At 36.6% G+C, this 26,396-nt stretch carries 22 protein-coding genes; 8 read left to right on the top strand and 14 right to left on the bottom strand.

The annotated features are described in order from the left end of the window. Positions 1 to 11: 11 nt before the first annotated feature. The 9 genes from ELS83_RS13695 to ELS83_RS13735 all read right to left on the bottom strand — a co-directional run bounded on the left by ELS83_RS13695 (position 12) and on the right by ELS83_RS13735 (position 12,026). Positions 12 to 1,175: a galactokinase gene (locus ELS83_RS13695; RefSeq protein ID WP_171596124.1), complete on the bottom strand. Its 1,164-nt coding sequence runs from the start codon at positions 1,173 to 1,175 to the stop codon at positions 12 to 14. A 131-nt stretch (positions 1,176 to 1,306) separates the two neighbouring features. Then, the gene (locus tag ELS83_RS13700) at positions 1,307 to 2,320 is read right to left on the bottom strand and encodes a GntR family transcriptional regulator (protein WP_171596125.1); all 1,014 of its coding nucleotides are present in this window, start codon (positions 2,318 to 2,320) and stop codon (positions 1,307 to 1,309) included. An 81-nt stretch (positions 2,321 to 2,401) separates the two neighbouring features. After that, the gene (locus ELS83_RS13705) at positions 2,402 to 3,307 is read right to left on the bottom strand and encodes a substrate import-associated zinc metallohydrolase lipoprotein (protein ID WP_171596126.1); all 906 of its coding nucleotides are present in this window, start codon (positions 3,305 to 3,307) and stop codon (positions 2,402 to 2,404) included. A gap of 2 nt (positions 3,308 to 3,309) precedes the next feature. After that, positions 3,310 to 4,731: a RagB/SusD family nutrient uptake outer membrane protein gene (locus ELS83_RS13710; protein WP_171596127.1), complete on the bottom strand. Its 1,422-nt coding sequence runs from the start codon at positions 4,729 to 4,731 to the stop codon at positions 3,310 to 3,312. Between the two features lie 19 nt (positions 4,732 to 4,750). Continuing rightward, a complete protein-coding gene (locus tag ELS83_RS13715) occupies positions 4,751 to 8,377 on the bottom strand; it encodes a SusC/RagA family TonB-linked outer membrane protein (RefSeq protein ID WP_171596128.1) in 3,627 nt (1,208 codons plus the stop codon). A gap of 121 nt (positions 8,378 to 8,498) precedes the next feature. Further along, a complete protein-coding gene (locus ELS83_RS13720; protein WP_171596129.1) occupies positions 8,499 to 9,662 on the bottom strand; it encodes a FecR family protein in 1,164 nt (387 codons plus the stop codon). Positions 9,663 to 9,758: 96 nt separating this feature from the next. Beyond that, positions 9,759 to 10,313 (bottom strand): RNA polymerase sigma-70 factor, encoded by a 555-nt coding sequence (locus ELS83_RS13725; RefSeq protein WP_171596130.1) that lies wholly within the window; start codon positions 10,311 to 10,313, stop codon positions 9,759 to 9,761. 157 nt (positions 10,314 to 10,470) lie between these two features. After that, entirely contained in the window at positions 10,471 to 11,643 is a 1,173-nt protein-coding gene (locus ELS83_RS13730) for a C1 family peptidase (protein ID WP_171596131.1), read from the bottom strand. 29 nt (positions 11,644 to 11,672) lie between these two features. Continuing rightward, on the bottom strand, positions 11,673 to 12,026 hold the full coding sequence (locus ELS83_RS13735) for an MmcQ/YjbR family DNA-binding protein (RefSeq protein ID WP_171596132.1): 354 nt from the start codon (positions 12,024 to 12,026) through the stop codon (positions 11,673 to 11,675). A 493-nt stretch (positions 12,027 to 12,519) separates the two neighbouring features. Here ELS83_RS13735 and ELS83_RS13740 point away from each other — a divergent pair, with 493 nt between their 5' ends. Beyond that, a complete protein-coding gene (locus ELS83_RS13740) occupies positions 12,520 to 12,921 on the top strand; it encodes a response regulator (RefSeq protein ID WP_171596133.1) in 402 nt (133 codons plus the stop codon). Here the strand turns inward: ELS83_RS13740 and ELS83_RS13745 are convergent. Together ELS83_RS13745 and ELS83_RS13750 are read right to left on the bottom strand one after the other, a co-directional pair. Then, positions 12,918 to 13,283 carry a YraN family protein gene (locus ELS83_RS13745; RefSeq protein WP_171596134.1) on the bottom strand — a complete coding sequence of 122 codons (366 nt, stop codon included), beginning with the start codon at positions 13,281 to 13,283 and terminating at the stop codon, positions 12,918 to 12,920. The two genes, ELS83_RS13740 and ELS83_RS13745, sit on opposite strands and share 4 nt — an antisense overlap. Before the next feature lie 12 nt (positions 13,284 to 13,295). Then, complete coding sequence (locus ELS83_RS13750; RefSeq protein ID WP_171596135.1) at positions 13,296 to 14,198, bottom strand: S66 peptidase family protein; 903 nt, start codon at positions 14,196 to 14,198, stop codon at positions 13,296 to 13,298. Between the two features lie 201 nt (positions 14,199 to 14,399). On the opposite strand from ELS83_RS13750, the gene metG reads away from it, so the two are divergent. After that, positions 14,400 to 16,430, top strand: a complete 2,031-nt coding sequence (metG, locus tag ELS83_RS13755) for a methionine--tRNA ligase (RefSeq protein WP_171596136.1) — start codon at positions 14,400 to 14,402, stop codon at positions 16,428 to 16,430. Between the two features lie 71 nt (positions 16,431 to 16,501). Here metG and ELS83_RS13760 read toward each other — a convergent pair whose 3' ends face one another. Then, on the bottom strand, positions 16,502 to 17,455 hold the full coding sequence (locus ELS83_RS13760; RefSeq protein ID WP_171596137.1) for an HU domain-containing protein: 954 nt from the start codon (positions 17,453 to 17,455) through the stop codon (positions 16,502 to 16,504). 174 nt (positions 17,456 to 17,629) lie between these two features. On the opposite strand from ELS83_RS13760, the gene galE reads away from it, so the two are divergent. Beyond that, entirely contained in the window at positions 17,630 to 18,664 is a 1,035-nt protein-coding gene (galE, locus tag ELS83_RS13765; protein WP_171596138.1) for a UDP-glucose 4-epimerase GalE, read from the top strand. Positions 18,665 to 18,686: 22 nt separating this feature from the next. Further along, on the top strand, positions 18,687 to 19,742 hold the full coding sequence (gene rfbB, locus ELS83_RS13770; RefSeq protein WP_171596139.1) for a dTDP-glucose 4,6-dehydratase: 1,056 nt from the start codon (positions 18,687 to 18,689) through the stop codon (positions 19,740 to 19,742). 88 nt (positions 19,743 to 19,830) lie between these two features. Here rfbB and glmS read toward each other — a convergent pair whose 3' ends face one another. Together glmS and ELS83_RS13780 are read right to left on the bottom strand one after the other, a co-directional pair. Continuing rightward, positions 19,831 to 21,666, bottom strand: a complete 1,836-nt coding sequence (gene glmS, locus ELS83_RS13775; RefSeq protein ID WP_171596140.1) for a glutamine--fructose-6-phosphate transaminase (isomerizing) — start codon at positions 21,664 to 21,666, stop codon at positions 19,831 to 19,833. Positions 21,667 to 21,914: 248 nt separating this feature from the next. After that, positions 21,915 to 22,724, bottom strand: a complete 810-nt coding sequence (locus ELS83_RS13780) for a glycogen/starch synthase (protein ID WP_171596141.1) — start codon at positions 22,722 to 22,724, stop codon at positions 21,915 to 21,917. A 193-nt stretch (positions 22,725 to 22,917) separates the two neighbouring features. Here ELS83_RS13780 and panC point away from each other — a divergent pair, with 193 nt between their 5' ends. The 4 genes from panC to radA all read left to right on the top strand — a co-directional run bounded on the left by panC (position 22,918) and on the right by radA (position 26,209). Then, on the top strand, positions 22,918 to 23,757 hold the full coding sequence (gene panC, locus ELS83_RS13785; RefSeq protein WP_171596142.1) for a pantoate--beta-alanine ligase: 840 nt from the start codon (positions 22,918 to 22,920) through the stop codon (positions 23,755 to 23,757). Between the two features lie 18 nt (positions 23,758 to 23,775). Then, positions 23,776 to 24,126 (top strand): aspartate 1-decarboxylase, encoded by a 351-nt coding sequence (gene panD / locus ELS83_RS13790; protein WP_171596143.1) that lies wholly within the window; start codon positions 23,776 to 23,778, stop codon positions 24,124 to 24,126. Positions 24,127 to 24,305: 179 nt separating this feature from the next. Beyond that, positions 24,306 to 24,803: a D-glycero-beta-D-manno-heptose 1-phosphate adenylyltransferase gene (rfaE2, locus tag ELS83_RS13795; RefSeq protein ID WP_171596144.1), complete on the top strand. Its 498-nt coding sequence runs from the start codon at positions 24,306 to 24,308 to the stop codon at positions 24,801 to 24,803. 29 nt (positions 24,804 to 24,832) lie between these two features. Next, positions 24,833 to 26,209, top strand: a complete 1,377-nt coding sequence (gene radA, locus ELS83_RS13800) for a DNA repair protein RadA (RefSeq protein ID WP_171596145.1) — start codon at positions 24,833 to 24,835, stop codon at positions 26,207 to 26,209. The last annotated feature ends 187 nt before the right edge of the window (positions 26,210 to 26,396 follow it).

Below are 26,396 nucleotides of genomic sequence, written 5' to 3' on the forward strand. Positions count from 1 at the left end.
TCTTTTTTAGATTATTCAATTCTTTTACCTCCGTCGCCTATCTCGGCAACGTAAAATTCTCCTACAATACCCGTATTTTGGGTATATTCTTTTCCTACTTTTTCGATAAATTCTTCTACAAATTCATCTTTTACCAGGTTAACAGTTGAACCCCCAAATCCACCTCCTGTCATTCTGGAACCTATGGTTCCTTCAATTTTTCGTGCTGCATTCACCATGCAATCCAATTCGCGACCAGTTACTTCATAGTCGTCGCGAAGTGAATCATGTGATTTGTTCATCAATTGTCCAAACTCAAAGAGGTTTCCTTTTTTAAGCTCTTCGACTGCCTTTTGAGTTCTTTCAATTTCACTTACCACATGGCGAGCTCTTTTTCGTATTAGCTCGTCTTCTATCGTATTTTCGAGAGAGTTGAATTCTGTCAGGCACAATTCACCTAAATTGGCAATCTTCCTGGAGGGGTTAATTGCCTTAACAGCTGCCTGACATTCAGCAACTCGTTCATTGTATTTGCTTTCGTCTAAACTGTGTGGGCTATTAGTATTGCCAATCACAATTTTTACGCCTTCCAGCTTTATGGGTACCAATTCATATTCAAGCTTATCACAATTCAAGTAAATCGCATGATCTTTTTTCCCCATTCCCGAGGCAAATTGATCCATAATACCACACATTACACCTGCAAACTCGTGCTCGGCTTTTTGGCTGTATTTTACGATGCTTAATTGATCTTTTCCAAAACGATATTCCTGATTAATTGCAACCCCGGTAACAACCTCGAGAGATGCCGAGGATGATAAACCTGCTCCATTGGGCACATTTCCCCAAAACAAAATATCAGCACCACTGTCAGGAAACAATTCATCTTTTGCAAACTGAGCAATTACACCAAGCACATAGTTTGCCCAATTGCCTTTCTCCATAGGTTTGCTCAACTCATCAAGTCGAAGTTTGTAAGATTTCTTCTGGTTTAATGATCTAAGCTGGAAATAATCATTATTTGTTTTCCGTAATATGCAATAGGTTCCGAATGACAATGCGCATGGAAATACGAATCCCCCATTGTAATCCGTATGTTCTCCAATCAGGTTTACACGGCCTGGAGAGAAATACACATGACATTCTCCGTCACCATAGAATTTTTCAAACTCCTTTTTCAATTCATTAACTTGCATAATTATTACTTACTGGTTGGTACTGGTAGGCGAATTTAGATTTTTTTTATTGAATTGCAAAAACATCACATAAAAATAAAGCTCCAATTCCGAAGAACAGGAGCTTTTAAATATCATCCGTTAGCTTATTTTTAAAGGGATTTGCGCCTTATTAAGCTTGATTTATTTTCTATCAATTCATTTTTTAAATTTAGAACCAATTCAGCTAAAATTTTACCCATTTCCTTAAAATCTGTACTTATGGTTGTAATCCCATCTGCAACAACTTCCTTTAATGGAGTATCGTTATAAGATATAATTCCAAGATCTGAGCCAATTTTCAGTTTTAGATTTTTTGCCTCCTTCACAAGAGTAACCAGGTCATTATCATTTGGTACAATATAAACTTCACCCGATTTAATTTCCTGATCCTTCAAGGAGTCAATAACCTCCATTTCCCATTTGTCTTCGTAATAACTAGCAAATTTTCTGAAACCTTTTAATTGACCTACCGGCTCTTTACCACCTGGGTAAACCAGATAAATTTTCTCATATTTCTCTAACAAATCCAGGCCAGACTGCAAGGCTGTGAACATATCTTTCTCAAAATTCTGATAGACTGCCGGAAAATGTTTTTTTAAGGTAGAGTTTGTCTGATCGAGAATATACACCTCCTTTTCAGGCAATTGTTTCAATACGCTATAGGCATCGTTAAATTTGGCAGGCATAATTACATAGGAAGTATATTTGCCATGATTGTTCTCAATTAATTCTTTAAAAACAGATCGGTTAAAGTGATGAAAATAGATATCAACACTTGCTTTATCGTTTAGGTTCTCGATAAATGAATTGTAAAGGATCTCTTTAAACACATTGAATTCTTCGAAAAGCAGAAAAATATTCTTTTTAAACTGGGTAGATGTACTTGCCAAATAGTAGCCTTTTCCTGGAACCGACGATATAACACCACGCACTTTTAGTTCATTAAAAGCCACTAAAACTGTATCTCTCGACAATGCAAATTCCTTACATATAGAATTAATTGATGGCAATTTATCGCCCACAGCAACATCGCCATTGTCGATAGATTGTAGTAAAGAATTGATTAATTGTTTGTATTTTGGTGTACCAGATTCGGTTTGAACCTTAAAAATCTCTGATGGCATTTCAGTTCTATTTATTTGTGTAAGAACAAAGATAACAAAAAATTCACCTACTGATACCAACCGGTATGGTTTTTATCATCCTTACATATTTTCGTAGGCTGACATTCTCTTTTGAATCGTATCCCTTAAAATTTTAATATCGATATTAAATTCATCCAGGTAAAAGGTTCTTATTGCATTCAACTTCTGCCTGATTAATTCTCGGCCTTCATTAATTTCATGACACGATTCCGGATTGATAAACTGGGCACAATCCCAATCTTTAAGATAGGTAGAATTAAAGTAAATGGTATCCTGCACCAAATATCGCGAAGTCAATTCTGCAAAATCTTCGTACTGATTATCCGTGGCATAAGCCGATACCATGCCTCTTTTTATTGCATCGGTAAACGAAACTCCATTTCTCCAACCTTCGCCTAAGTATCCTTTGGGAGAGATGAGATGATAAGCTTTTGGCATTCCGTTATTTTGGTGTACAATATGAGCGAATTCATGATGCATGGTAATCAAAACATCTTCCAGCCAAATTCGATCTTTTAGATCGTATGAATTCAAATTCATTAGACTTATCCTGGCACCACTTTCGGAGTATCCCAAGATAGCCGATCCATTGCTATTGTATATGTATGAACCAATATATACCAACTCTTTTGGCATGTAGTCCCGAATAAATTTTTCAGAATCGTCTGATAAGGCAATAAATGGTTTAATCCACAAATCTTCTACAATCTTGGTAATGGGAATTACAAGATCTTCTTTAATGGGTTCGGCTGACTGTCCTTTTCTTATAAATCGCTGATCCCATTTCCAACGAATTGCGGTACCATATTCTTTCAAAATGTTCTCGCGCAAGTATACATCATTAGGATGGTTGGATAATTCTATTTCAGGAGCCACGTATTTTTCACCATCATTTTTGTCGCAGGAAAACTGCAGCAGTATCAGGGCAATAACAAACAGAAAACGAGATGTAAATGTAAGTTTCATATTTACCTGGGATTTGGTGTAATGCCATTAGCGATTGCCGATTCAGGCAATTGTACAGCCGTTCTTATATCGTTGGGAATTAGCTGATATTCGTTTCCTTGGATATCAATATGAGTGATTGGCAATTCAAACCTTTTGATGTCAAACCATCTTAATCCTTCATCCAGAAACTCTTTTCTTCTTTCATCGAGTAAAAAACGAATCATGGCATTTTTTGTATCCGATAAGGAATAGAAGGCTTTTATTTTTTCAATATCCACGATTCCTCCGCTCTCGTAGCGCTTTATTGCAAGAACATGATAATCATCCAGTGCTTTTTGAAATTCACTGTTCATGATATGGCATTCCATCCGGTTAAGGAGTACTTCTTCTCCTTTCAGTTCATTCTGAATAAAATATGGAAAACCGGTATTCGAAGTTGTGTAGCGAAATAGTTCATTGTATTTCGGTGCCACAATAGCACCAGTGTTATAGCTCCATCGCTGATCCCTTATGTCATTCTCTTCTTGCAAATTATTTGAATAAATGATATCGAATATAGCATTGCTACTCCTGTATCCGTAATTGGCTCTTGCATAAAAAGTTTCCTTTCGAATTGCAATTAGGTTGGAGATTTCGTTGACATCAGAATTTTTAGATGCCATTTCGTCAAAGTTGGTTCCCTGGTAAATTTGGCTTAGGTTGCGAACATATATGGATGGGTTACCATCTAAAATCAGATCGCAGTATTGTAAACTCTTTAAATAATCTTTTTTAAACAGGTAGAAACGAGCTGCGAAAGCATAGGCAGCCTTTCTAGTAAAATGATATTTTTTTGAACCTACAAAATAATCATCCTTCAGTAAAGACAGTCCTGTTGTAAGGTCACTTTCAATCTTTTCGTAAACTTCTTTTACCGTTCCTCTTGGGTAATTTTTAAATAGCTGATCTTCCACCTCATCTACATATGGAATTCCCAGGTCGTCGGCAGCAGTATTGGGGCTGTAATGTTTAGAAAATACATTTACCAAAAGGAAATGGTTATAGGCCCTTGATATTAAAGCCTCTCCTCTTACCACAGCCTTTAAATCCTCATCTCCATTTAGTTCGTCAATTACGGCAAGAGCTTCGTTACAATGAGCAATGGCATAATATGCATTTTCCCAAAAATAGGTTGGCGATTCCTGCGATTCATAAGAGTCCATTGGCGACCAGGTAAAGGCTTCGGTCATGTGTTCTCGCTGGGTATTATCGGAAATGGCAGTAACATTATCTGTCATCCATTCAATAAATAAATAAGTACCCTGATTGTACGAATTGGCAACCAACTTTGCTGCATCATGAACTGTTTTTAATTCTTTCCTGTCATCGGGATTCTCTTCCAGGTAAGAATCACATGAAAACAGGCCAAGAGCCAACAGTAGTATGCATAAGAGTCTTTTCATCAAGCCAAATCGGTATCAATTAAAAGCCTAAATTTACAGAAAAACTATAAGTTCTGGCCATTGGTAGAGAAATTCCTCCCGATTGAAAGAACTCAGGATCAATTCCATTTAACTTTTTATCGGAATATAACAGTCCTAAATTATAGGCTTGTAATTTTATATTTGCCGATTGTAAATTCAAGGATCTTAGCCAGGAATCGGGCAGGTTATAGTTCAGACTAATATTTTTAATTCTTACAAAACTTCCATCGGCGACCCTTGCTGTACTCTTGTTATACAGTTGGTATGGATTCAAACCATTATCGCTAAGGGCTTCCGAATCCCATCTGCTAAGTATGGCTGGAATATTGGTTACATGTTCATCGCCTGCTTTTCTCCATCTGTTTTTAAGTCCACCTGGCAAACTTGAATAATCATCATAGCTATCGCTAAACGCATCTTCCAATCTAACTTTATTGCCAAATCGATAATTGATACCCAGGGAAAGAGTCCAGTTTTTGTACTTGAATATATTTTCTAAGCCTCCAAACCCTTTAGGTGTAGTCGGACCTTCGTATTTTAAGTAATTCAGGATATCAATTCTTTTTTGAAGGTTCAGGCTTTGGATTGTTCTCCCATCCGGTCCGTAAAACAGAGGAACTCCATTCCCATCTAATCCTGCAAAAGGAATTGAAAACAAACTATTCGAAGAGTATCCTTTTATGTTGGTACCTAATGTTTGAATTGCATCTCCAATTCTAGGCTCATCAAAGTATTCTGTTATCTTGTCTTTGCCATAACTAAAGGTAAGTCGCGTGTCCCACTTAAAATTACCTTCCCGAATATTTTGTGAGCTTAGAGTGAATTCGAATCCATTAATTTCCATTTCTCCTACATTGCCATACTTCGTGCGAATTCCTCCAACTCCACTTGTTGTTACAAAGCCAAGCAAATCTTTCGATTTTCTTCGATAGTATTCCAGATCGGCATAAAATCGTCCTTTAAAAACTTCCAATTCCATACCCATATTGAATTCATACAATTTTTCCCAGGTAAGATCCTTATTGGCCAATTCATCTATATACAAAATTGTTTCTCCATCGCCACTTGTTGGTCTTAAGGGTTGATCGGCTTTTAAAATAAGAGATGGACTTGCCCCTACGCCGTTATCGCCCGACAAGCCATATGTTGCCTTCAATTTTAATCGATCGATAAAATTGAATGTTTTCATAAAATCTTCATCGTGCATATTCCAGGCAGCACTAATGTTCCAGGTTGGCAGATACCTCGAATCACTATTCTTTCCCTGTCGGTTATCACCATCATATCTAAATGTAGAATTAAAGATATACCTTCCTTTATAAGAATAAGCTCCCGTTAGAAAAATACCGGTAAACCTATATTTTTCCTTATACCTGTAATGGTCTTTCTGATCACGGAATTTTAAATACCTGGCTACATTAGGGTCGGTCACAATTAGCCCTCCCTCATTATAAAGATATCCCCATTCTTCGTTGTGGGTTTCTACTCTGTCGGTATACCTTATTTCCTGTCCGAACAATAAATTGGCAATGTGGTCATGATCCGATTTTATTTTCCAATCAACAATATTTCTAACAAAATAACTGGTTAGCGTATTTTTGGTTGTGTTGTAAAATCCCCCACGAGGTAAAACTGTATATGGATCTCTTTCAGGAGCATCCGGATCATCGAACAAGAAACTGTTTCGGTCTACAAATAAAGGATTATCTGCACGATAAGATTCTGCATGGTTTGATGATTCGTGAATTTTCTGCTCCCGCAAAGTACTTACCCAACGCCCTTGAAATTTTGTACGAAACCTAAGCTTCGAGGTAATTGCAAATTGCAAATCACCCTGGAACAAAATATCGTCTACATCAACATTCACATAATTATGATCGAGTTCATACAAAATATTAAATGGGGCATAATCTCTTCTAAAATATTCCAGTTCGCCCTGGTCGTCATATGGCCTTATACTGCGGCTGGTATACAATGCATAATTAAATGGGTTGATATCGAAATTGCGCTCATAAATACCTGTGATTGGTTCGAACTTCCTATCCTTTGATCCTGGCAAGTGCTGATCCCTCTTGTTTGCAGATAATTTAAAACCCAGCTTCAATCGTTTTGAAACATCAAAATCGGCCTTCGCTAAAGCGGTGTAATTTTTTACATTATCGGCAACTGTTTGACCATTGTCATGATAATATCCCAAAGAGCCATAATAACGAGATTTATCATCTCCTCCTGATATGGCAAAGGAATGTTGTTGAGAAAGTGAATTTTGAAATAAAACATCAAACCAATCGGTATTTGTGTTTGCATACTTCGACAAGAACTGGTAGTTCAAGCCTCCATCAGGTCCCCAACTTAAATTGTTGTTTGCAATCTCGTTAAACATTTTGCTTAATGCTCCATGATTCGAAGCCGACGATGCTTGTGCAATATCAATCCAGCCTTTCTCATAAAGCTCTTCATATAAGACCATCTCTTCGTTGGATGATAAAATATCGAATTGAGAGTAGCTTGGTTTCTGACGCAAAATAACACTACCCGAATAGCGAACCTGTGGCTTCCCCGTTTTTCCTTGTTTTGTAGTAATAACAATTACACCATTCATGGCCCTTGCCCCATATAAGGCGGTCGCCGATGCATCTTTTAAGATCTGATAGGATTCGATATCATCTGGATTTATACCCACTACACCAGAACTTAATACAGTGGATAGATTTCCAGAGGTTAAATCATTATTGGTAAGCTCTACGATATCTTCCTGAACAACGCCATCGACCACCCACAGTGGCTTGTTACTTCCATTAATCGATGCTTTACCACGAATACGAACAATAGGTGATGTTCCGAAAGTTCCGGATATATTATCTACCTGAACTCCGGAAACATGCCCTTGCAGCGAACGACTCACATCGGCAATACCGCTTAGGGCAATATCTTCCTGATTTAATTTATTTGCTGCACCGGTAAATAAACTTCGGTCTATTTTTTGAAACCCGGTAGTGACAACAACTTCTCTAAGTTTTTCATCAGAAGGAAAGAGAATTACATCTAAATTTTCCAATTCCCCAACACGAATTTCCTTGGTTTCCATGCCTATAAATGAAAAAACCAGGATAGTATTTGGATCATTGGCTGCAATCAGGGAATAGTTACCGTTAATATCGGTCGAAGTTCCGAAATACGTTCCTTTAATTAAAACTGATACTCCGGGCAAGGCCATACCTTTACGATCAGTAATATTCCCGCTAAACTTTTTTACTTGTTCAGATTTTTTACCTGATTCGTCAGAAGTTTTACCATTAGATTCAGGTTTGATAATAATTAGACGATCTCTAATTTCATAGGTCAATCCTGACTCTGATAAACATTGAGTTAGAATATCCTTAACACTTTTAGGTGGGCCGGAAAGGTTTATTCCTTTTACTTTCTTTATGTCGTCAACGCTATACAGAAAAGTATAATCAGTCCTTTCCTTGATTTCAGAAATTACCTGAATCAAATCAACACCTTTCATATTTAACTCTAGTCTTTCTTCCTGGGGCAAGGCTCTGGATTTTTGTCCAGAAAACACAAATAGCAAGAAGAAAAACAGGAGTCTTACTGCAAAAAACTCTTTTCTTTTCTGCATAAACGACTAATTCCGATTTTTTTTCATAATTTTGAGCTGTGATTTGGTTAGTATTACACTTCTAATAAAGTAGTGTTTATTGGCTTTGTCCGGGATTTGTGGCAGCAAATCCCGGTTTTTTTTACACTTCCTCTACTAGTAGGCTTCTATCTTTTATAGTGAATTTCACTTTTTTTGTCAGCTCAATCAACTCCAATATCTGATCGATATTGTCGTATCGGGTAAGATCTCCTGTAAATCTTAAATCTCTTACAGACTCATTTAAGAAGATAATTTCAACATCATACCATCTTGAAAGTCTCATCATGATCTTTTCCAAGCTCTCATCTTCAAAAACAAATCTCCCATCTTTCCATGCAGTAAATACATCTGTATCAACTACATGCTTTTTGGCTTTACCTGTAACCCTATTGAAAAGGTACTGGTCGTTTGGCATTAGTTGATCTTTACTGCCAAATATGGTATCACGAACTTCAACCTTACCCTCGACTAAGGTAGTTACAATTTCGTTTAAATCGGGGTAGGCATTTACATTAAACGAGGTACCAAGCACTTTCACTTGTGCTTTATTTACGTCGACAACAAATGGATGAGCCGGATCTTTAGCTACTTCAAAGTATCCCTCCCCTTCTAGGTCTACTTTTCTTACCCCCGATCCAAATTCTGATGGAAACCTAAGTTTCGAATTTGAATTCAGCCAAATTCTGGTTCCATCCATCAGTGTCAACTTATATTCCCCCCCTTTGGGAATAATAATGGTATTATAGGTTAATTGCGTTTTGTTGTTATCTGATCTTTTTTGATATATCAATTCTTTTGTACTGTTCGAAATGACTACATCACCTTCACTTAGCGTGATTTCTTCGTCGAGCTGATATTGCTCGCCATCGCTCGTGATTAAAACAGCTTGATGTCTGCCAGGATTGATAAGTCCATCAGAGCTTTGATCAATAAGTGTTGAAAAGAAGAAGGTCGTTCCAATGGCAATAATCAAAACTGCCGCAATTCTCATTACATTCAACCTTAATTTTCGAACTTTATCTTTTCTAATTTTCGATTGAATTTTATCCCAACCTGCAGCTTTATTGGCTTTTTCCAATTTTAATTCTCGATCGAAATACTGCTTTTCAGGACTTTGTGAAAGACTGTGGAACAAAGCAAGGTTCTCCTCTTTTTCATTCTTCCAATTATTCAGGTACTGGCTTTCCTCATCGCTTAATCGACCTTCCAATCGCTTAACGATTAAATCAGCAATTTTAAATCCTGAATTTAAATCTTCCTTCATCTTTTTCACTTAATATGTGCTAAAACAGTTTAGGTTCAAAAAAGGGTGACAAAACATTTAAAATTTATCACTTTTTTTCTCATTGGGGTAGGTAGTCTATAGAAATAACAACATTGTAAACAAATCCTTTAGGTTTTCCTTCAGGAATTTACTTGCTCTTTGTTTTTGTGTTTTTACGGTATTAATAGAGATATTCAGGTCTTCAGCAATCTCAGCATTCTTAAGGCCCTTTAAACTTAGCAGGTAAATGATTCTTGCCGATTCTGGAAGTTTATTTACCGTTTCTGCAATAATCCGGTTCACCTCTTCATCAATTACATTATTTAGAAAATAGTCTTCGCTAAGAACATCTTCCTTAGATTGACTTTCGTAGTTTCTCTCCACTTTCTGATGATCTAAATAATTTAAACAGGCATTGCGAACTGTTTTATACAGATAGGCTTTTAAAGCTGCTTCATGAAAAAAGGATGACTTTTTCTCCCAAACTTTGATAAAACTTTCCTGAACCAAATCTTCAACAACATCGCTATTGGGAATGTATTTTTGTCCAAATAAGAACAATGCCTCGTAGTATTTATCATACAAATTTTTGAAAGCAGATTGACTCCCACCTCTAAACTTATCGATTGCTATGTTAGCAGTTGTTGGCATATAAAAATTCTAATTGGACAGACAATATTATAAAATAATTTTAGAAATCTATACTTTCCTAGTGTTTCAATTTTTTTAAACAACTAAATCACAAATTACTATATACAAAAAGGGTGCCTTAAACAGACACCCTTACTTGTAATCTGATCTCTTTTTATTAAAGTCCTAATTTCTTTAAAATTTGTTTTGGAACGGCATCCTTGTGAACCATTATTGCAACAGTTTTCAATTTCACATAGGATTCACTCATATTTAAGTAACCGCCAAATTTATTGCTATCGTCGGCCCATGAATTTTTAGTTTTGTAATAAATGGTACCATCCTGGTCTTTTACAATCCCTGTTAAATGCATTAAATGGTCATCGGTTGTTTGGAAATTATCAAAAGTTTTCTGACGCAACTCCTGGCTCACCTTAGGCTCTTTACTCGTGTTTTGTGTCTTTTCTTTTTTATTTTCTACACCATCTTCCCATTTAGAAATTTCAGAATTACTCATATCTGTTTCCTTTACACTTGGTAAAACTGCATATCCTTTACGGTGAGAAAATCCTTTTTCACTAACATCACCATCCCAACAAACCGAGTATCCATTATTCAAAGCATTATCCATCACTTCCATCAGTTCTTCGATAGGCACATTATAGTACAAGTCATCCGACCAGTTATCAGGAATTTCTAAATTAATTTTTGAATAAAAAGGATGATGTGTATAGGATGTTAATTCGATATAATCTTCTGTATTAAAACCCAAATCGGCAGCATACTTCTGAGGTGTTACTTGCTTTCCTTCATATTCAAAAGTTTCTGGCAATTTACCCATATAAGTGTCAAGCACACCGTTTACAGAAGCAAACCACACAGGTGTAATTTTTTTATTCGGATTTTTTACAATTTCATCCATCATGGCTTTGGTTGATTTCACCATTTCTCTATGGATATGAAAATCGCCCTGGTATTCGTTCCCCGAATAAGCTGATTCAGGTACAAATCCGTGAGTTTTTACAACATTCATAACATCATGAGCTTGTCCACCTTCACTATAATTGCCTTTTCCATGCAATCTAAAATATCGTTTTGCTTTCTGTGAATAAGCCTCTCTAACGATATACATTTCCGACAAATCAATTTCAGGAGCACCCATTCGCAAAAGTTCAGTCTCGATAAAAGACATTGTTGCAAAGCACCAACAAGTTCCCGTGCTTTGTTGATTTTTTACGTTTGTGGTTTTCACCTCTGTAACTGTTGTAAATTTCTTTTCTTCCTGTTGTTCCTGTGCATTTACCACATGCAAACCACTTAACAACAGTAATGTAAGGAGTAATTTATTCATTTGTTTTTGTTTAAGTTTAAGGTATGTAATTACATCATATTTAGTTCTGCCTGTTTTTTCTTAGGCATTTTCTCAATAACTAGATGGTAGGATTTATCGATCCAACTTTTCAATAGATCATCCGAAACACTACCGTCGATCAATACTGTGTTCCAGTACCTTTTATTCATATGATATCCTGGCAAAACTGCCGAATATTCCTCACGTAATTCCACGGCGATATCTTCTTCGCACTTCACATTCATACTCAGCTCTTTATTGATATTAGTGAGTAAGAACATTTTGTCCAGAACTTTAAAAACCAAAGTCTCTTCATCGAAGGGAAAACTTTCAGTAACTCCCTTCTTTGATAAGCAATACATTCTCAGCTCTTCAATATTCATGATGTAATGGTTTATTAAAAATCTCTTAAAATCAAGACAAACAAATATAGATAGTTTTACAGACATCTTTTAACGATCAGCGCAATGACTTTTAAAAAAAATTAAAAGCATTCTTGCAAATACTAAAATTTGAATGCAAATCCTTCAATTAATTAAAATGAGAAATTGATGTCTCCAGTTCACCTCAGATCGGATCAATTTTTCAGTTCAGCGTTAATTTTGATAAAATGACGACAATTGAACACAAAGAATTGATAAAAGCTTATCAACATAAAACAAACTTAGATTCAACATGATCGAACATGCGCTTTATGTTAACTCTAACACTTGTTTAAGTTTTACTTAACTATCTCTCAAAACCCTACAATACACTGAGTTCTACAATCCCAAAACATATATTCCGAGTAAGAGCTCTGAAAATGATTTTTTTTTAACTAGTCTTGATTTTGTATATTTATAACATCATAAACGCTTTTTAAAAGTAGATTTTGTTATGAATCAAGTTAGCTACACCCAAAAATACAACTGGAAAGATAAACGAATCCTCATTGTTGAAGACGAGGAAATCAATAATATGTTTTTCGATGCTGCATTAAGCAGAACCGAATCTGAATTATTATGGGCAAAAAACGGCAAGGAAGCTGTTGATATTGTCGACCTTACTCAAGATGTTGACGTAATTCTAATGGATATACGTTTGCCAATAATGGATGGATGTGAAGCTACCAGAAGAATTAAAAAACGTCATAGCGAAATACCTATTATCGCCCAAACTGCCTATGCCCTGGAAGGCGACCGAGAAAGAATTCTGGATGCTGGTTGTGATGATTACCTGGCTAAGCCAATCCGATTTGAAGAGTTGCTTGCTACCATTGATAAGTATTTGGCAGATTAATCAACAGGTGCTATAAATGCATCTTCGATATGTTCAATCACAAATTTTTCTTCACGCTTAATTACGCTAACGACATCAAATCTTACTTCTTGTTTAATTTCTCTTAAATCTACGTATGCCTGTGTAGCTCTGACAATAAATTTAATCTTCGAAAGGCTTATGGCATCAGTAGGGTGTTCAAAATAATCAGTTGAGCGAGATTTCACTTCAACAACAACAAGGCAATCATCTTTTAAGGCAATAATATCAAGTTCTTTTTTTTGATATATCCAATTTCGATCAAGTAGATTAAACCCCTTTTCTTCGAGATATTTTACTGCAAGATCTTCTCCCAACTTCCCCAATTCATTATGCTTTGCCATGTGCAAGTATTTTTAATGCCAGGTAAACTTCACCTCGTTCACGTCAACATTTATTTTCACATATCTGCCCAGTGGTAAGGTCCAGTTGTCGTTTATATGACCTGCAGGAAAACCATATACAACCGGGAAGGAGTAGTTTGACACCGACTCTTGAATAATTTCATAGGCAGTTTTTCCAAATTTTGGTTCACCTTCTTTCATCAAACTGAATCCTCCCACTACCAAGGCTTGCAATTCCGACAATTTTCCACCCATTCTAAGGTTATTCATCATTCTGTCAAGATGGTACAACTCTTCGCCTACATCTTCGATAAATAGTATTTTACCATGAGTTTCAAAGTCCATAATCGTACCCCGTAAACTATATAATATGGATAAATTTCCACCAATAAGCTCACCTTCGGCTACGCCCAATCGATTCAAATCATTCGAAGGTATTTGGTAATCTTCTACTTTCCCCATAATTCCATCGAACATAGATTGTACCGATTTTCCCGACTCATCATCCAGAAAATTGATTGGCATTACAGAATGTAAACTTTCCACTTCCAGAATATTATTCAGATAGCTATGAAAAACAGTAATATCGCTATATCCAACAATCCATTTAGGTTTACGAAGAAAGAGATCAAAGTCTACATATTCTAGTATTCGCACACAACCATATCCTCCTCGTGCACAAAGTATTGCCTTAATCTCAGGATCATCCAACATTTGTTGCAAATCCTTTAGGCGATTTAAATCTCGCCCGGCAAATTGATGATACTCATCAAAAACATGCTTGCCCAGCACTACTTTCAGGCCCAAATCTTCCAATTTGGTAACTGCAATACCAACTTTTTCAGGATCGATCTTTCCAGCAGGTGAAATAATTCCAATTTTATCTCCTTTTTGCAAGGCAGCAGGCTGATACATATTTATTTAGTTTTTATTGTAAAGTGAGTTCAAATTAAGAATAAAATACAAACGAAGAACAATATTTTTTGATAATTCTATCTTATCTTTGCCATCGATTTGTTAAACCGCATGTTTTTCAATTCATAAGTAAGCAAAATAATGTATTGAAAATAAATAGTCAGAAGGAATATTATTTTCAAATCACAAAACATATCTCAAATGAAGAAATTTAACAGAACTCTTGTAACTACAGCTCTTCCATATGCAAATGGTCCTGTTCATATTGGCCACCTTGCTGGTGTATATGTTCCTGCCGATATCTACGTAAGATATCTTAGAATGAAAGGTGAGGATGTTCTTTTAATTGGTGGTTCCGATGAGCATGGTGTACCAATTACCATTAAAGCTCAAAAAGAAGGCATTACTCCTCAGGATGTTGTAGATAAATATCACAACATTATTAAAGATTCATTTGAGAAATTTGGTATCTCTTTCGATGTATACTCGAGAACCAGTAATGATATTCATCACGAAACAGCTTCGGAATTCTTTAAAACCTTGCATGAAAAAGGTGAATTTATCGAGAAGACCAGTGAGCAGTATTATGATGCTGAAGCCAATCAGTTTCTTGCAGACAGATACATTACAGGAACTTGTCCACATTGTAAAAGCGAAGGTGCTTACGGTGATCAGTGCGAAAGTTGTGGTACATCATTAAATGCTACTGACCTTATCGATCCAAGATCATCAATCACTGGTAACAAACCAGAACTTAAAGAAACCAAGCACTGGTACCTGCCATTGGATAAATATGAACCATATCTTAAACAATGGATTCTTGAAGAACACAAAGAATGGAAACCAAATGTTTACGGACAATGTAAATCTTGGCTTGACAATGGTCTTCACCCACGTGCCGTAACCAGAGATTTGAACTGGGGTGTACCGGTTCCTGTTGATGGTGGCGAAGGAAAAGTGTTATACGTTTGGTTTGATGCTCCAATTGGATACATCTCGGCAACCAAAGAGCATACTCCGGATTGGGAAAAATACTGGAAAGCCGAAGATTCAAAAATGGTTCATTTTATCGGAAAAGATAATATTGTATTCCACTGTATTATTTTCCCGTCGATGCTAAAAGCTGAAGGTTCTTATATTCTTCCGGAAAATGTTCCTTCAAACGAATTCCTAAATCTGGAAGGCGATAAAATTTCGACTTCGAGAAACTGGGCAGTTTGGTTGCACGAATACCTTGAAGAATTTCCAGAAAAGCAGGATGTTTTGCGCTATGTATTAACAGCTAATGCACCTGAAACCAAGGATAACGATTTTACCTGGAAAGATTTTCAGGCAAGAAACAACAATGAGCTGGTTGCGATTTTAGGAAACTTTGTGAACCGTGCATTGGTGTTAACTCATAAATATTACAAAGGAATTGTTCCTGAAGCTGGCGAGTTAAATGACTTCGATAAAGAAACTCTTGCTGAAATTCCGGTAATTAAAGCAAATGTTGAGAAGAATCTTGAAACATATCATTTCCGTGAAGCTTTGAAAGAAGCAATGAACCTTGCTCGTTTGGGTAATAAATACCTTGCTGATACAGAACCTTGGAAGGTAATTAAAACAGATGAAGAAAGAGTGAAGACCATTATGAACATTTGTCTTCAGATTTCTACCAACCTTTCAACTTTGATGGAGCCATTCCTTCCATTCACTGCTATTAGACTAAGAGAATTCTTAAATATTGAAGCATTAGCCTGGGAGAATATTGGTGAGAATGTAATCGAAGCTGGTCATCAAATTAACAAAGCTACTTTGTTGTTCGAAAAAATCGAAGATGCAACAATTCAAGAGCAAGTTGACAAGCTTTTGGCTACCAAAGCAGCCAACGAAGCGGAAAACAAGCCGGTTACGCCTGCTAAAGATAACATCAATTTCGATGATTTTATGAAAATGGATGTTCGTGTAGGTACCATTACAGAAGCTGAAAAAGTTGCGAAAACAAAGAAACTTTTGAAGTTAACTGTTGATACCGGAATCGATCAGAGAACTGTGGTTTCGGGTATTGCTGAACACTACAAGCCAGAAGAAATCATTGGAAAGCAAGTGAGTATTTTGGTGAATTTAGAGCCTAAGAAATTAAAAGGAATCGAATCGCAAGGAATGATCCTTATGGCTGAAGATGCAGATGGTAAACTATCTTTTGTTTCTCCTGATCAGGCAGTAAAACCAGGTTCGGAAATTAGATAAAAGAATAATGCACATAATAGAAAAGCGCTTCCTTTTGGAAAGCGCTTTTTTTTTATCAGTAATTTTATTTTTTACTTCCTTAACACCCAATAAGATGATTTAGGGTTTGCAGCAATCGCCTTTTTCTTAAAAGCATCCACTTCTTGTCTGCTATTAAACTGACTTAATGCAACCGAAAATAAATTCTTATTCTTAATAATTACAGCAGGATAGGATTTTGATTTTAACTCGTCCTGCAAAATCTTTGCATTCTCAACAGTTGTAAAACTACCTGCAATAAGGTAAAATTTGTTTTGGGTCGTTTTCGTGATTTCAACAGGAACCAATTGTTTTTCAATTTTAGGTTCATACTTCACCAATTCCTCAACAGGCGAAATTTGTGGCTTCAATTGAACATGACTTTCAGTTAATGTTTTTTTATCACCAGAAAAACTCATCGATGCAGAATCTAAAAATGAATTTCTTTCAGAATTCATAGGCAATACACCAACTGCAAGCAACAAAACTGCCGCCGCAGATGTATACCAAATGCGTTTTTTGGTGAAAAATCCTTTAAACTTTTGTGTGTTCTCGCTAATCGATGGAATTCTCTCCTCGATAGGTTTGTTGATACTTGGAAGAACAAATTGCTCGAGCCCCAAACTATCAACCAGGTAGTTTTGATTGGCAATAGGCTCAAATTGCAGGTTGTGTTTTTTGTCGTTAAAAAATATCCCAACCTCTTCTATTTCAACCTTCTCTCCTCGTTGAATCCTTACTCGAATATCTTCAACAAAAAACAGCACCGCCTTTTCGGCTTCGGTGTAACTTAAGTTTTCCGATTCTGCCAGATGGTTAATTAGCAATCCATCATTTTGTGTTAGATTACGGTTAAATCCCAAATCTTTGGAAGGAGGAAAAACCATTTGCTGATTCTCATCAATTGCAGCTGGGCGATAGTTCGCAACAAAGCCACCAAATCCAGGCAGAATCACACAATCGTGCACAAACAATAAATCTTGTATGTATTTAGATATCTCAAGCATAATACACAAATATAATTAAAAATAAATGTCACTCAAATGGATTCTTTTCGTATAAAAAGCAATTAACTTTAAATCAATGCATTCCGTAATTAATTTTAAATTAATTAAATTACTGAATCAAATCATTAAAAAAGGACTTAATTTTACTTGTTAAATTGATAGACTAAATAAATTATGAAAAAGCAAATTTTGGTTGCCGGCGGTGCCGGATATATTGGATCTCACACTGCTGTAGAATTGCAAAACAATGGTTTTGAAGTAATCGTGGCCGATAATCTATCCAATTCAAAAATTGAAGTATTAGATGGTATTGAAGCCATCACAGGAATTCGACCAATTTTCGAACTGGTCGATCTGAGCAAAGAGGAAGAAACCGCTGAATTTTTCAAGAAATACCCTAATTTATCAGCTATCATTCATTTTGCAGCCAATAAGGCTGTGGGTGAATCGGTTGCCAAACCTTTAATGTACTATCGTAACAATTTAAATTCCTTGATGAATATACTGGAGGCCATGAAGGAGCACAATATTCCAAATTTGGTTTTCTCTTCATCTTGTACCGTTTATGGTCAACCCGATCAATTGCCGGTAACAGAATCTACACCTCGAAAAGAAGCCGAATCTCCTTATGGTAACACAAAATCGATTAGTGAAGATATCATTCGCGATACAGTAAAAGCTCATCCTGAATTAAAAGGGATTGCTTTAAGATATTTCAATCCGATTGGAGCTCATCCAAGTGCTAAAATTGGTGAACTGCCTTTGGGCGTACCGAATAACTTAATTCCATTTTTGACTCAAACCGTTGCCGGAATTCGTCCAGAGCTTAGCGTATTTGGGAACGATTATAATACTCCTGATGGTTCGTGTATTAGAGACTACATTAATGTAGTTGACCTTGCCAAGGCTCATGTTGTAGCCATTGAAAGATTATTGCAGGACAAAAACGAATCGAATTACGAGTATTTTAATGTGGGTACAGGCGAGGGCGTTTCAGTACTTGAGATTATTGAAGGTTTTGAAAGAGCAACTGGCGAAAAGGTTCCTCATAAAATTGTGGACAGAAGACATGGTGATGTTGAACAAATTTTTGCCGACACATCATTTGCCAACAAGAATTTAGGTTGGAAATCGGAAAGTACACTCGACGACACCTTGCTTTCTGCCTGGAATTGGCAAGTTAGCATCATGGAGCAGGAAGCAAAATAAAATCATACAAAAAATCGCATCAATGAAAAAGAACATACTAATCACGGGTGGTGCAGGCTTTATAGGCTCACATGTTGTCCGGCTTTTTGTAAACAAATATCCAGAATATCATATTATTAATCTGGATGCACTTACATATGCCGGAAATCTTGAAAATCTTAAGGATATCGATTCAAAGCCAAATTACACTTTTGTAAAAGGTGATATTACGGATATGAATTTTATTCATGATTTATTTAAAGAGTTTCAATTCGATGGCGTGCTACATCTTGCGGCAGAGTCGCATGTAGATCGCTCAATTTCAGATCCTATGGCTTTTATCACTACCAATATTATTGGAACAGTGAATTTATTGAATGCTGCCAGGGAAATTTGGAAAGACAGTTTCGAAACAAAGCGATTCTATCATATTTCAACCGACGAAGTATATGGCTCTTTAGGCGAAACCGGTAAGTTTTTGGAAACTACTCCTTACGATCCAAGAAGTCCTTACTCTGCTTCCAAGGCTAGTTCCGATCATTTGGTGCGCGCCTACTTCCATACTTATAAAATGCCAGTAATCTTATCAAATTGCTCCAATAATTATGGTGCAAATCAATTCCCCGAAAAATTGATTCCACTGGTTATCAACAATATCAAAAACTCAAAGCCATTGCCAATTTACGGGAAAGGCGAAAATGTTAGGGATTGGCTCTTTGTGGAAGATCATGCTTTAGCCATTGATTTGATTTACCACAAGGGAAGAATTGGCGAAACCTATAATATTGGTGGTAACAACGAGTGGGCCAATATCGATTTGGTGAGAAAACTTTGCGATATTATGGACAAGAAAATGGCTCAGGAAATAGGTACTTCTCAGAAACTGATCACTTTTGTTAAAGATCGTGCGGGGCATGATTTAAGATATGCAATTGATGCAACAAAAATAAAAAATGAATTGGGCTGGGAACCAAGCATTCAGTTCGAAGAAGGTTTTGAACAAACCATCGATTGGTACCTCAACAACACCGAATGGCTGGAAAATATCCTTTCGGGAGATTACGAAAAGTACTACGAACAGCAGTACGAAAAAAGATAAATAATCTTCTTTTATAGAAGTTGCCAGATACAAAAAAAGAGCGATGACATTGTCATTGCTCTTTTTATATGTTTGAAAATTGAATTTCTTATTCTACAGTAACCGATTTTGCAAGGTTACGCGGCTGATCTACATTACAACCACGTAATACTGCAATGTAGTATGAGATCAACTGGAATGGAACCACTGTCAATAATGGAGCCAAAGCTTCCAAAGTTTCCGGAATTTCGATTACGTAATCAGCCATATCAGCAATTACTGTATCACCTTCGGTTACAATAGCAATTACATGACCTTTACGTGCTTTCACTTCCTGGATATTACTCACAATCTTCTCGTAAGACTTATCTTTTGTTGCTGCAACAAATACAGGCATGTGTTCATCGATTAATGCAATCGGACCATGCTTCATCTCAGCAGCAGGATAACCTTCGGCATGAATGTAAGAAATCTCTTTTAGTTTTAGCGCTCCTTCCAATGCAACCGGGAACAAGAAGCCTCGACCCAGGTATAGAGCATTAGTAGATTCAATATATCTTTTCGATAACTCTTTAATATCTTGATCTTTTTCAAGAATTTTCGCGATTTTCTCTGGAAGATTTGAAAACTCCTCGATTAGCTTATGGTATTCCTCTTTTGCCAAAGTTCCTTTTCTGAATCCTACCAACATGGCCATCATGGTAAGAACGGTAACCTGAGCCGTAAATGCTTTGGTTGATGCCACCCCAATTTCCGGACCTGCGTGAGTATACACTCCAGCATCGGTTTCTCTAGGAATACTAGAACCTACCACATTACAGATACCCAGAACAGTTGCTCCTGCTTCTTTAGCAAGCTTAATAGCAGCTAGAGTATCGGCAGTCTCACCACTCTGACTGATAGCAAGTACAATATCATCTTCAAAAATTACAGGGTTTCTGTAACGGAATTCAGATGCATATTCTACTTCTACAGGAATTCTTGCAAACTCCTCGAATAAATACTCCCCAACCATACCGGCATGCCATGAAGTTCCACAACCTATAATCAGGATTCTTCTTGCATTTACCAATTTTGGTATTACATCGTTAATCCCGCCAAGGAAAACTTCTTTGTTTTGAGCAGAAACTCGACCTCGAATTGTATCATGAATTGAGCTTGTTTGCTCAAAAATCTCCTTCAGCATAAAATGCTCATATCCACCTTTTTCGATTTGCTCGATATCCAAATCCAACTGCTGAACATGAGGTGTTAACTTATCGTTCTGAAGTGTTTTTAGAACCAACTCATCACGATTAATAATGGCAACATCATCATCGTTCAGATAAATTACACTTTGAGTATACTCGATAATTGGAGTTGCATCGGATGCCAGGAAATATTCACCATTTCCAACTCCAACAACAAGCGGACTACCTTTACGCGCTGCAATTAACTGATTAGGTTCATCTTCGCAGATTACAACCAATCCGTATGCTCCCACAACTTTTGTAAGTGCCAAACGCACCGCAATTTCCGCAGTAACTTCTCCTTTTAGGTAGATGTATTCAATTAGGTTAGCCAATACTTCGGTATCAGTCTCGCTCTGGAAAGTATATCCTCGTTTCAATAACTTATCTTTCAAAAAAGCATAGTTCTCGATAATACCATTGTGAATAATCACAAATTTGTTATTCATTGATCGGTGAGGGTGAGCATTTTCATCGTTTGGTTCACCATGGGTTGCCCAACGGGTATGTCCAATCCCAATTGAACCCGAAATATCATGACCTTTTACATGATTTTCTAAATCTTTTACCTTACCCTTGCACTTAAATACTTGAGTTTGGTTTGTTCGAAGTGCAATACCGGCAGAGTCATAACCGCGATATTCCAATCTTTTTAAGCCATTGACCAAAATAGGATAAGCATCCTTATCGCCAATATAACCAACTATTCCACACATAAATACACATATTTCAATCTCGGTACCACTCGAGACTGGTTTATAATTTTAAATTGAAACATCGACCTACAAACCTAATTATTTGAGAGTTAGCTTTAAATCTGTAAGTTCATTTCAATTATCAATAAATTCCTCCTAAAAATATAATAAGTTCGCCTACCGACCAAACTTAACTTGAATTTATATCCATATAAAAAATGCATTACAACCGAAGTTATAATGCATTTTTGAATATTATTAAGACTTTACTATTCAGCAACCAATTCATCGTAGAATTCAGAATAAGCTGAAACGTATTCTTCTTTGTTTTTATAAGGCATAAAAGGCTTGCCCGAAGCTTCGGCATAAGCCTTAATTTCTTCATTAATATTTGGGCTACCCATAATTATTGCATCAGATTGATCGATCGCCAATTTGTGAAGTGCCACATAATTCGCACCTTCCAAAACTTTCACGTCATCTTCCTCAACACCTTCAATAATCGCTTTTGATTTGAAATCAGCACTAAAAGGTGTTGCAAATTCATCATCGTAAACAGAAAACACCACTTTTGTGTCTGTAAACAAAGGATCTTCATTAAATGCTTTCTTCAAATACAAAGGCGTTAAGCCTGTAAACCATCCCTGACAATGAACTACATCTGGTGCCCAACGTAATTTTTTTACCGTTTCCAGAACTCCACGTGCAAAGAAAATTGCTCTCTCGTCATTATCTGCAAATCCATCACCGTTCTCGTCCGTTAAAATTTGTTTTCTGTGGAAATAGTCTTCGTTATCAATAAAATACACCTGCATTCTTGCCGCCTGAATCGAAGCAACCTTGATAATCAACGGATGATCCGTATCATCAATAATTAAATTCATACCAGACAAGCGGATTACCTCGTGCAACTGATTTCTTCTTTCGTTAATGCAACCGTAACGAGGCATGAATGTTCTAATTTCTTTTCCTTTTTCTTGGATTCCTTGGGGAAGGTATCTTCCGATTTCAGACATTTCAGTTTCAGGAAGGTAAGGGGTAATTTCTTGTGAAACAAACAATACTTTTGTCTTTTCCATATAGTCGCTAAATATTAATACAGATTATCTGCGCAAAATTAATAAAAATATTTAACAAACTTGATCTTTATTAAGGGTTAAAGCACCTACAAAACAATTAAATGCACTTATTATTTCTCAGGTATTTAATTATTTATTTTATTTGCAGTCTCAACCAAAAACCGAAATGGTTTTGTAAGATTTTTGAAACGGGATGGAAATAATCAAACTTGTTGCTGAAACAAAAGCTAAAATCAGCAAGTTTAAAGAGGAAGGAAAAAGCATCGGATTCGTACCAACTATGGGTGCCTTACACGATGGACACTTGTCACTTACAGCAAAATCTGTAGACGAAAATGACATTACAGTTGTAAGCATTTTTGTAAATCCAACACAGTTTAATAACCCGAACGATTTAAAAACCTATCCAAGATGTATTGAAGAGGATCTTGATAAGCTTTCGAAATACAATCCTGATTTAATTTTTATTCCTGAAGTGGAAGAAATGTACCCAGAACCAGATACTCGCGTGTTTGATTTTGGAAAGCTTGATCAGGTAATGGAAGGAAAAAATCGACCAGGTCATTTTAATGGTGTTGCACAGGTGGTAAGCAAACTTTTCGACATTGTTACTCCCGATAATGCCTATTTTGGTCAAAAAGATTTTCAACAAGTAGCTGTTATTAAGCAGATGGTGAAAGATCTTAAGTTAAATGTAAATATCGTTCCATGCCCGATTATCAGGGAAGAAGATGGTTTGGCAATGAGCTCCAGAAATTTACTGCTTGAGGTAGAGCAACGAAAAAATGCTTCTAAAATATCTGAAACTTTGTTTAAAGCTTGTAACTTAGCAGCCGATTTAAGTGTAAACGAATTGAAAGCTTGGGTAGTTGATGAAATCAATAAAAACCCATATCTTTCGGTCGAATATTTTGAAATTGTTGATGATACATACTTGCAGCCTGTTAAAAGCTGGGACGAAAACAATGTAAAAGTTGGGTGTATCACCGTTCAGGTAGGAAAAATTCGATTAATTGATAATATAACTTTTTAAATATTAGTTAAAATTAAAATGTACATTGAAGTTTGTAAATCGAAGATTCACAAGGCATCGATAACTGGTGCAGATCTTCAGTATGTTGGTAGCGTAACCATTGATGAAGATTTAATGGATGCAGCAAACCTTATTGAAAATGAGAAGGTTCAGATTGTGAATATTAACAATGGTGAACGTTTAGAAACCTATGTGATTCGTGGCGAAAGAGGTTCAGGTACTATTTGCTTGAACGGAGCTGCTGCAAGAAAGTGTGCTGTTGGCGATGTGATTATCATTATCTCCTATGCATCGATGGATTTTGAGGAAGCAAAGAGCTGGGAACCAAGCCTGGTATTTCCAGACACGGCAACTAATAAATTGATCTAAATTTAATTAGAATACATGCAAAAGGCTGTTCTTTCGGGATCAGCCTTTTTTTGTGCTACAGCAGAAAAAGTGCTTATCATTTTGAATAAAAGCTGTAAATGAGTCAATAGAAACCGGAAGGCTATTTCTCCTTGTTTCTAACTAATCGAAAACTTACCTTTAAGCAAAATCTACAAAAAATGGATAAATTACAATTGATCAAAAATAAAATCATCTTCAAAAAAGAAGATGCCTATAATCTTTTACAAACCTGGCGTTTTAAAGAAGAAAAAATCGTATTCTCGAATGGCTGTTTCGATATTGTTCATCGTGGTCACCTGGAGTATTTGGCTTCGGCTGCATCTATGGGAAACAAAATGATTATTGGCCTGAATACCGATGCATCGACTCAAAGATTAAAAGGCCCTACACGCCCCATTAACGACGAATACTCGCGTGCGCTCTTGCTGGCTTCGCTTGGTTTTGTTGATATGGTGATTCTTTTTGAAGAAGATACTCCTTACAATTTAATTGATTTTGTTCAGCCTGATATTTTGGTAAAAGGAAGCGATTACAATGCTGAAGATATTGTTGGATATGATATCGTTAAAGCAAAAGGAGGCGAAATCAAAACCCTGGATTTTATCCAAGGATTTTCTTCAACAGGTATCATCAAAAAAATTCAACGCGAAGGGTAATTCGTAATTTTTAATTCGTAATTCATTTCATGGTTGCTAAAGCAAAAACAAAAAGTGCATGGTTCTGTCAGAATTGTGGTGTCGAATCGGCCAAATGGGTAGGTAAATGTCCATCTTGTGGCGAATGGAATACATTTGTAGAAGAGATTGTTGTCAAATCGAAAAATGTAAATGTTGTTGGCACATCAGGCGACAGCAAAAACAAACCTCTAAAAATATCCGAAATTTCATCGTCGGAAGAAAAAAGATTCAACACCCAAAACCTGGAATTGAATCGTGTACTGGGTGGAGGTTTGGTTCCTGGATCGCTGATTCTGATTGGTGGAGAACCTGGCATTGGAAAATCAACCTTAGCCCTGCAAATTGCTTTACATCTAAAAAACTACAAAACACTTTACGTTTCGGGAGAGGAGAGTGCCCAACAAATTAAATTGAGAGGAAACCGTATCAATTCGGACAACGACAACTGTCTGATTGTTAGTGAAACCTCAATGGAGAATATCTTCTCTCACATTAAAAACACCAAACCAAATATTGTTGTAATCGATTCGATTCAAACCCTTGCAACAGAGAGAATAGAGGCGGGACCCGGTAGTGTTTCTCAAATTAGAGAGTGTACTTCTCAACTGCTGCAATATGCCAAACAATCGGCTGTTCCGGTACTTTTAATTGGACACATTACCAAAGATGGCAACCTGGCCGGACCAAAAATTCTGGAACATATGGTTGACACGGTTCTTCAGTTCGAAGGCGATCAAAACCACATGTATCGCATTTTGAGAGCTACAAAAAACCGATTTGGCTCTACCTCCGAAATGGGAATTTACGAAATGCAGCACACAGGCTTACGTGAAGTTTCCAATCCGTCGGAATTGCTTTTATCCCAGGAAGATGAAAGCTTAAGCGGAACTGCCATTTCAGCATCGATTGAAGGCATGCGACCTTTTCTAATCGAAATACAAGCATTGGTAAGCTCGGCTGCATATGGTACGCCACAGCGCTCTTCAACCGGCTTCGACTTGCGTCGATTAAATATGCTCCTGGCAGTTCTCGAAAAACGTGCCGGATTCCGCTTGTCGACCAAAGATGTGTTCCTGAATATTGCCGGAGGAATAAAAGTAAACGACCCTGCCATCGATTTGGCTGTGATTATTGCTGTACTTTCATCAAGTACCGATATCGCCATTCCGAAAGAAGTTTGTTTTGCCGGAGAAATTGGATTATCAGGAGAAATCCGCCCGGTAAATCGTATCGATCAACGAATTAGCGAAGCCGAAAAATTAGGTTTTAAACAGATTTTTATTCCAAAACACAACTCAAAAGGATTGGATATCTCAAAGTTTAAAATTAAAGTGCACTTGGTGAGTAAGGTGGGCCAGGTGTTTCAAACTTTATTCAGACAGTAAGAGTTCGATCTGTACAGATTACATTCACATTTTTATGGCATGAGTCGTCCTAAAATAGGTTGACACATTTATAAATTAATTATATGATCCAGTGAGGCTAGCCTCACTGGATTTTTGATGTATAAAATTAGGTGTTTTATAATTCAAACTCAAATGAGGTCTCTTGTTATTATAGATCCAAACAGAT

Origin of the sequence: Marinifilum caeruleilacunae (assembly GCF_013141825.1) — a bacterium.
Taxonomy (GTDB): Bacteria; Bacteroidota; Bacteroidia; order Bacteroidales; family Marinifilaceae; genus Marinifilum; species Marinifilum caeruleilacunae.

Excerpts from the sequence above, each read along its gene's own strand:
- ELS83_RS13695 (WP_171596124.1), bottom strand. The coding sequence starts at position 1,175 with ATGCAAGTTAATGAATTGAAAAAGGAGTTTGAAAAATTCTATGGTGAC.
- metG (WP_171596136.1), top strand. The coding sequence starts at position 14,400 with ATGAAGAAATTTAACAGAACTCTTGTAACTACAGCTCTTCCATATGCA.
- ELS83_RS13745 (WP_171596134.1), bottom strand. The coding sequence starts at position 13,283 with ATGGCAAAGCATAATGAATTGGGGAAGTTGGGAGAAGATCTTGCAGTA.
- galE (WP_171596138.1), top strand. The coding sequence starts at position 17,630 with ATGAAAAAGCAAATTTTGGTTGCCGGCGGTGCCGGATATATTGGATCT.
- ELS83_RS13720 (WP_171596129.1), bottom strand. The coding sequence starts at position 9,662 with ATGAAGGAAGATTTAAATTCAGGATTTAAAATTGCTGATTTAATCGTT.
- ELS83_RS13780 (WP_171596141.1), bottom strand. The coding sequence starts at position 22,724 with ATGGAAAAGACAAAAGTATTGTTTGTTTCACAAGAAATTACCCCTTAC.
- rfbB (WP_171596139.1), top strand. The coding sequence starts at position 18,687 with ATGAAAAAGAACATACTAATCACGGGTGGTGCAGGCTTTATAGGCTCA.
- ELS83_RS13735 (WP_171596132.1), bottom strand. The coding sequence starts at position 12,026 with ATGAATATTGAAGAGCTGAGAATGTATTGCTTATCAAAGAAGGGAGTT.
- panD (WP_171596143.1), top strand. The coding sequence starts at position 23,776 with ATGTACATTGAAGTTTGTAAATCGAAGATTCACAAGGCATCGATAACT.
- ELS83_RS13725 (WP_171596130.1), bottom strand. The coding sequence starts at position 10,313 with ATGCCAACAACTGCTAACATAGCAATCGATAAGTTTAGAGGTGGGAGT.
- ELS83_RS13740 (WP_171596133.1), top strand. The coding sequence starts at position 12,520 with ATGAATCAAGTTAGCTACACCCAAAAATACAACTGGAAAGATAAACGA.
- ELS83_RS13760 (WP_171596137.1), bottom strand. The coding sequence starts at position 17,455 with ATGCTTGAGATATCTAAATACATACAAGATTTATTGTTTGTGCACGAT.
- radA (WP_171596145.1), top strand. The coding sequence starts at position 24,833 with ATGGTTGCTAAAGCAAAAACAAAAAGTGCATGGTTCTGTCAGAATTGT.
- panC (WP_171596142.1), top strand. The coding sequence starts at position 22,918 with ATGGAAATAATCAAACTTGTTGCTGAAACAAAAGCTAAAATCAGCAAG.
- glmS (WP_171596140.1), bottom strand. The coding sequence starts at position 21,666 with ATGTGTGGAATAGTTGGTTATATTGGCGATAAGGATGCTTATCCTATT.
- rfaE2 (WP_171596144.1), top strand. The coding sequence starts at position 24,306 with ATGGATAAATTACAATTGATCAAAAATAAAATCATCTTCAAAAAAGAA.
- ELS83_RS13730 (WP_171596131.1), bottom strand. The coding sequence starts at position 11,643 with ATGAATAAATTACTCCTTACATTACTGTTGTTAAGTGGTTTGCATGTG.
- ELS83_RS13705 (WP_171596126.1), bottom strand. The coding sequence starts at position 3,307 with ATGAAACTTACATTTACATCTCGTTTTCTGTTTGTTATTGCCCTGATA.
- ELS83_RS13750 (WP_171596135.1), bottom strand. The coding sequence starts at position 14,198 with ATGTATCAGCCTGCTGCCTTGCAAAAAGGAGATAAAATTGGAATTATT.
- ELS83_RS13715 (WP_171596128.1), bottom strand. The coding sequence starts at position 8,377 with ATGCAGAAAAGAAAAGAGTTTTTTGCAGTAAGACTCCTGTTTTTCTTC.
- ELS83_RS13710 (WP_171596127.1), bottom strand. The coding sequence starts at position 4,731 with ATGAAAAGACTCTTATGCATACTACTGTTGGCTCTTGGCCTGTTTTCA.
- ELS83_RS13700 (WP_171596125.1), bottom strand. The coding sequence starts at position 2,320 with ATGCCATCAGAGATTTTTAAGGTTCAAACCGAATCTGGTACACCAAAA.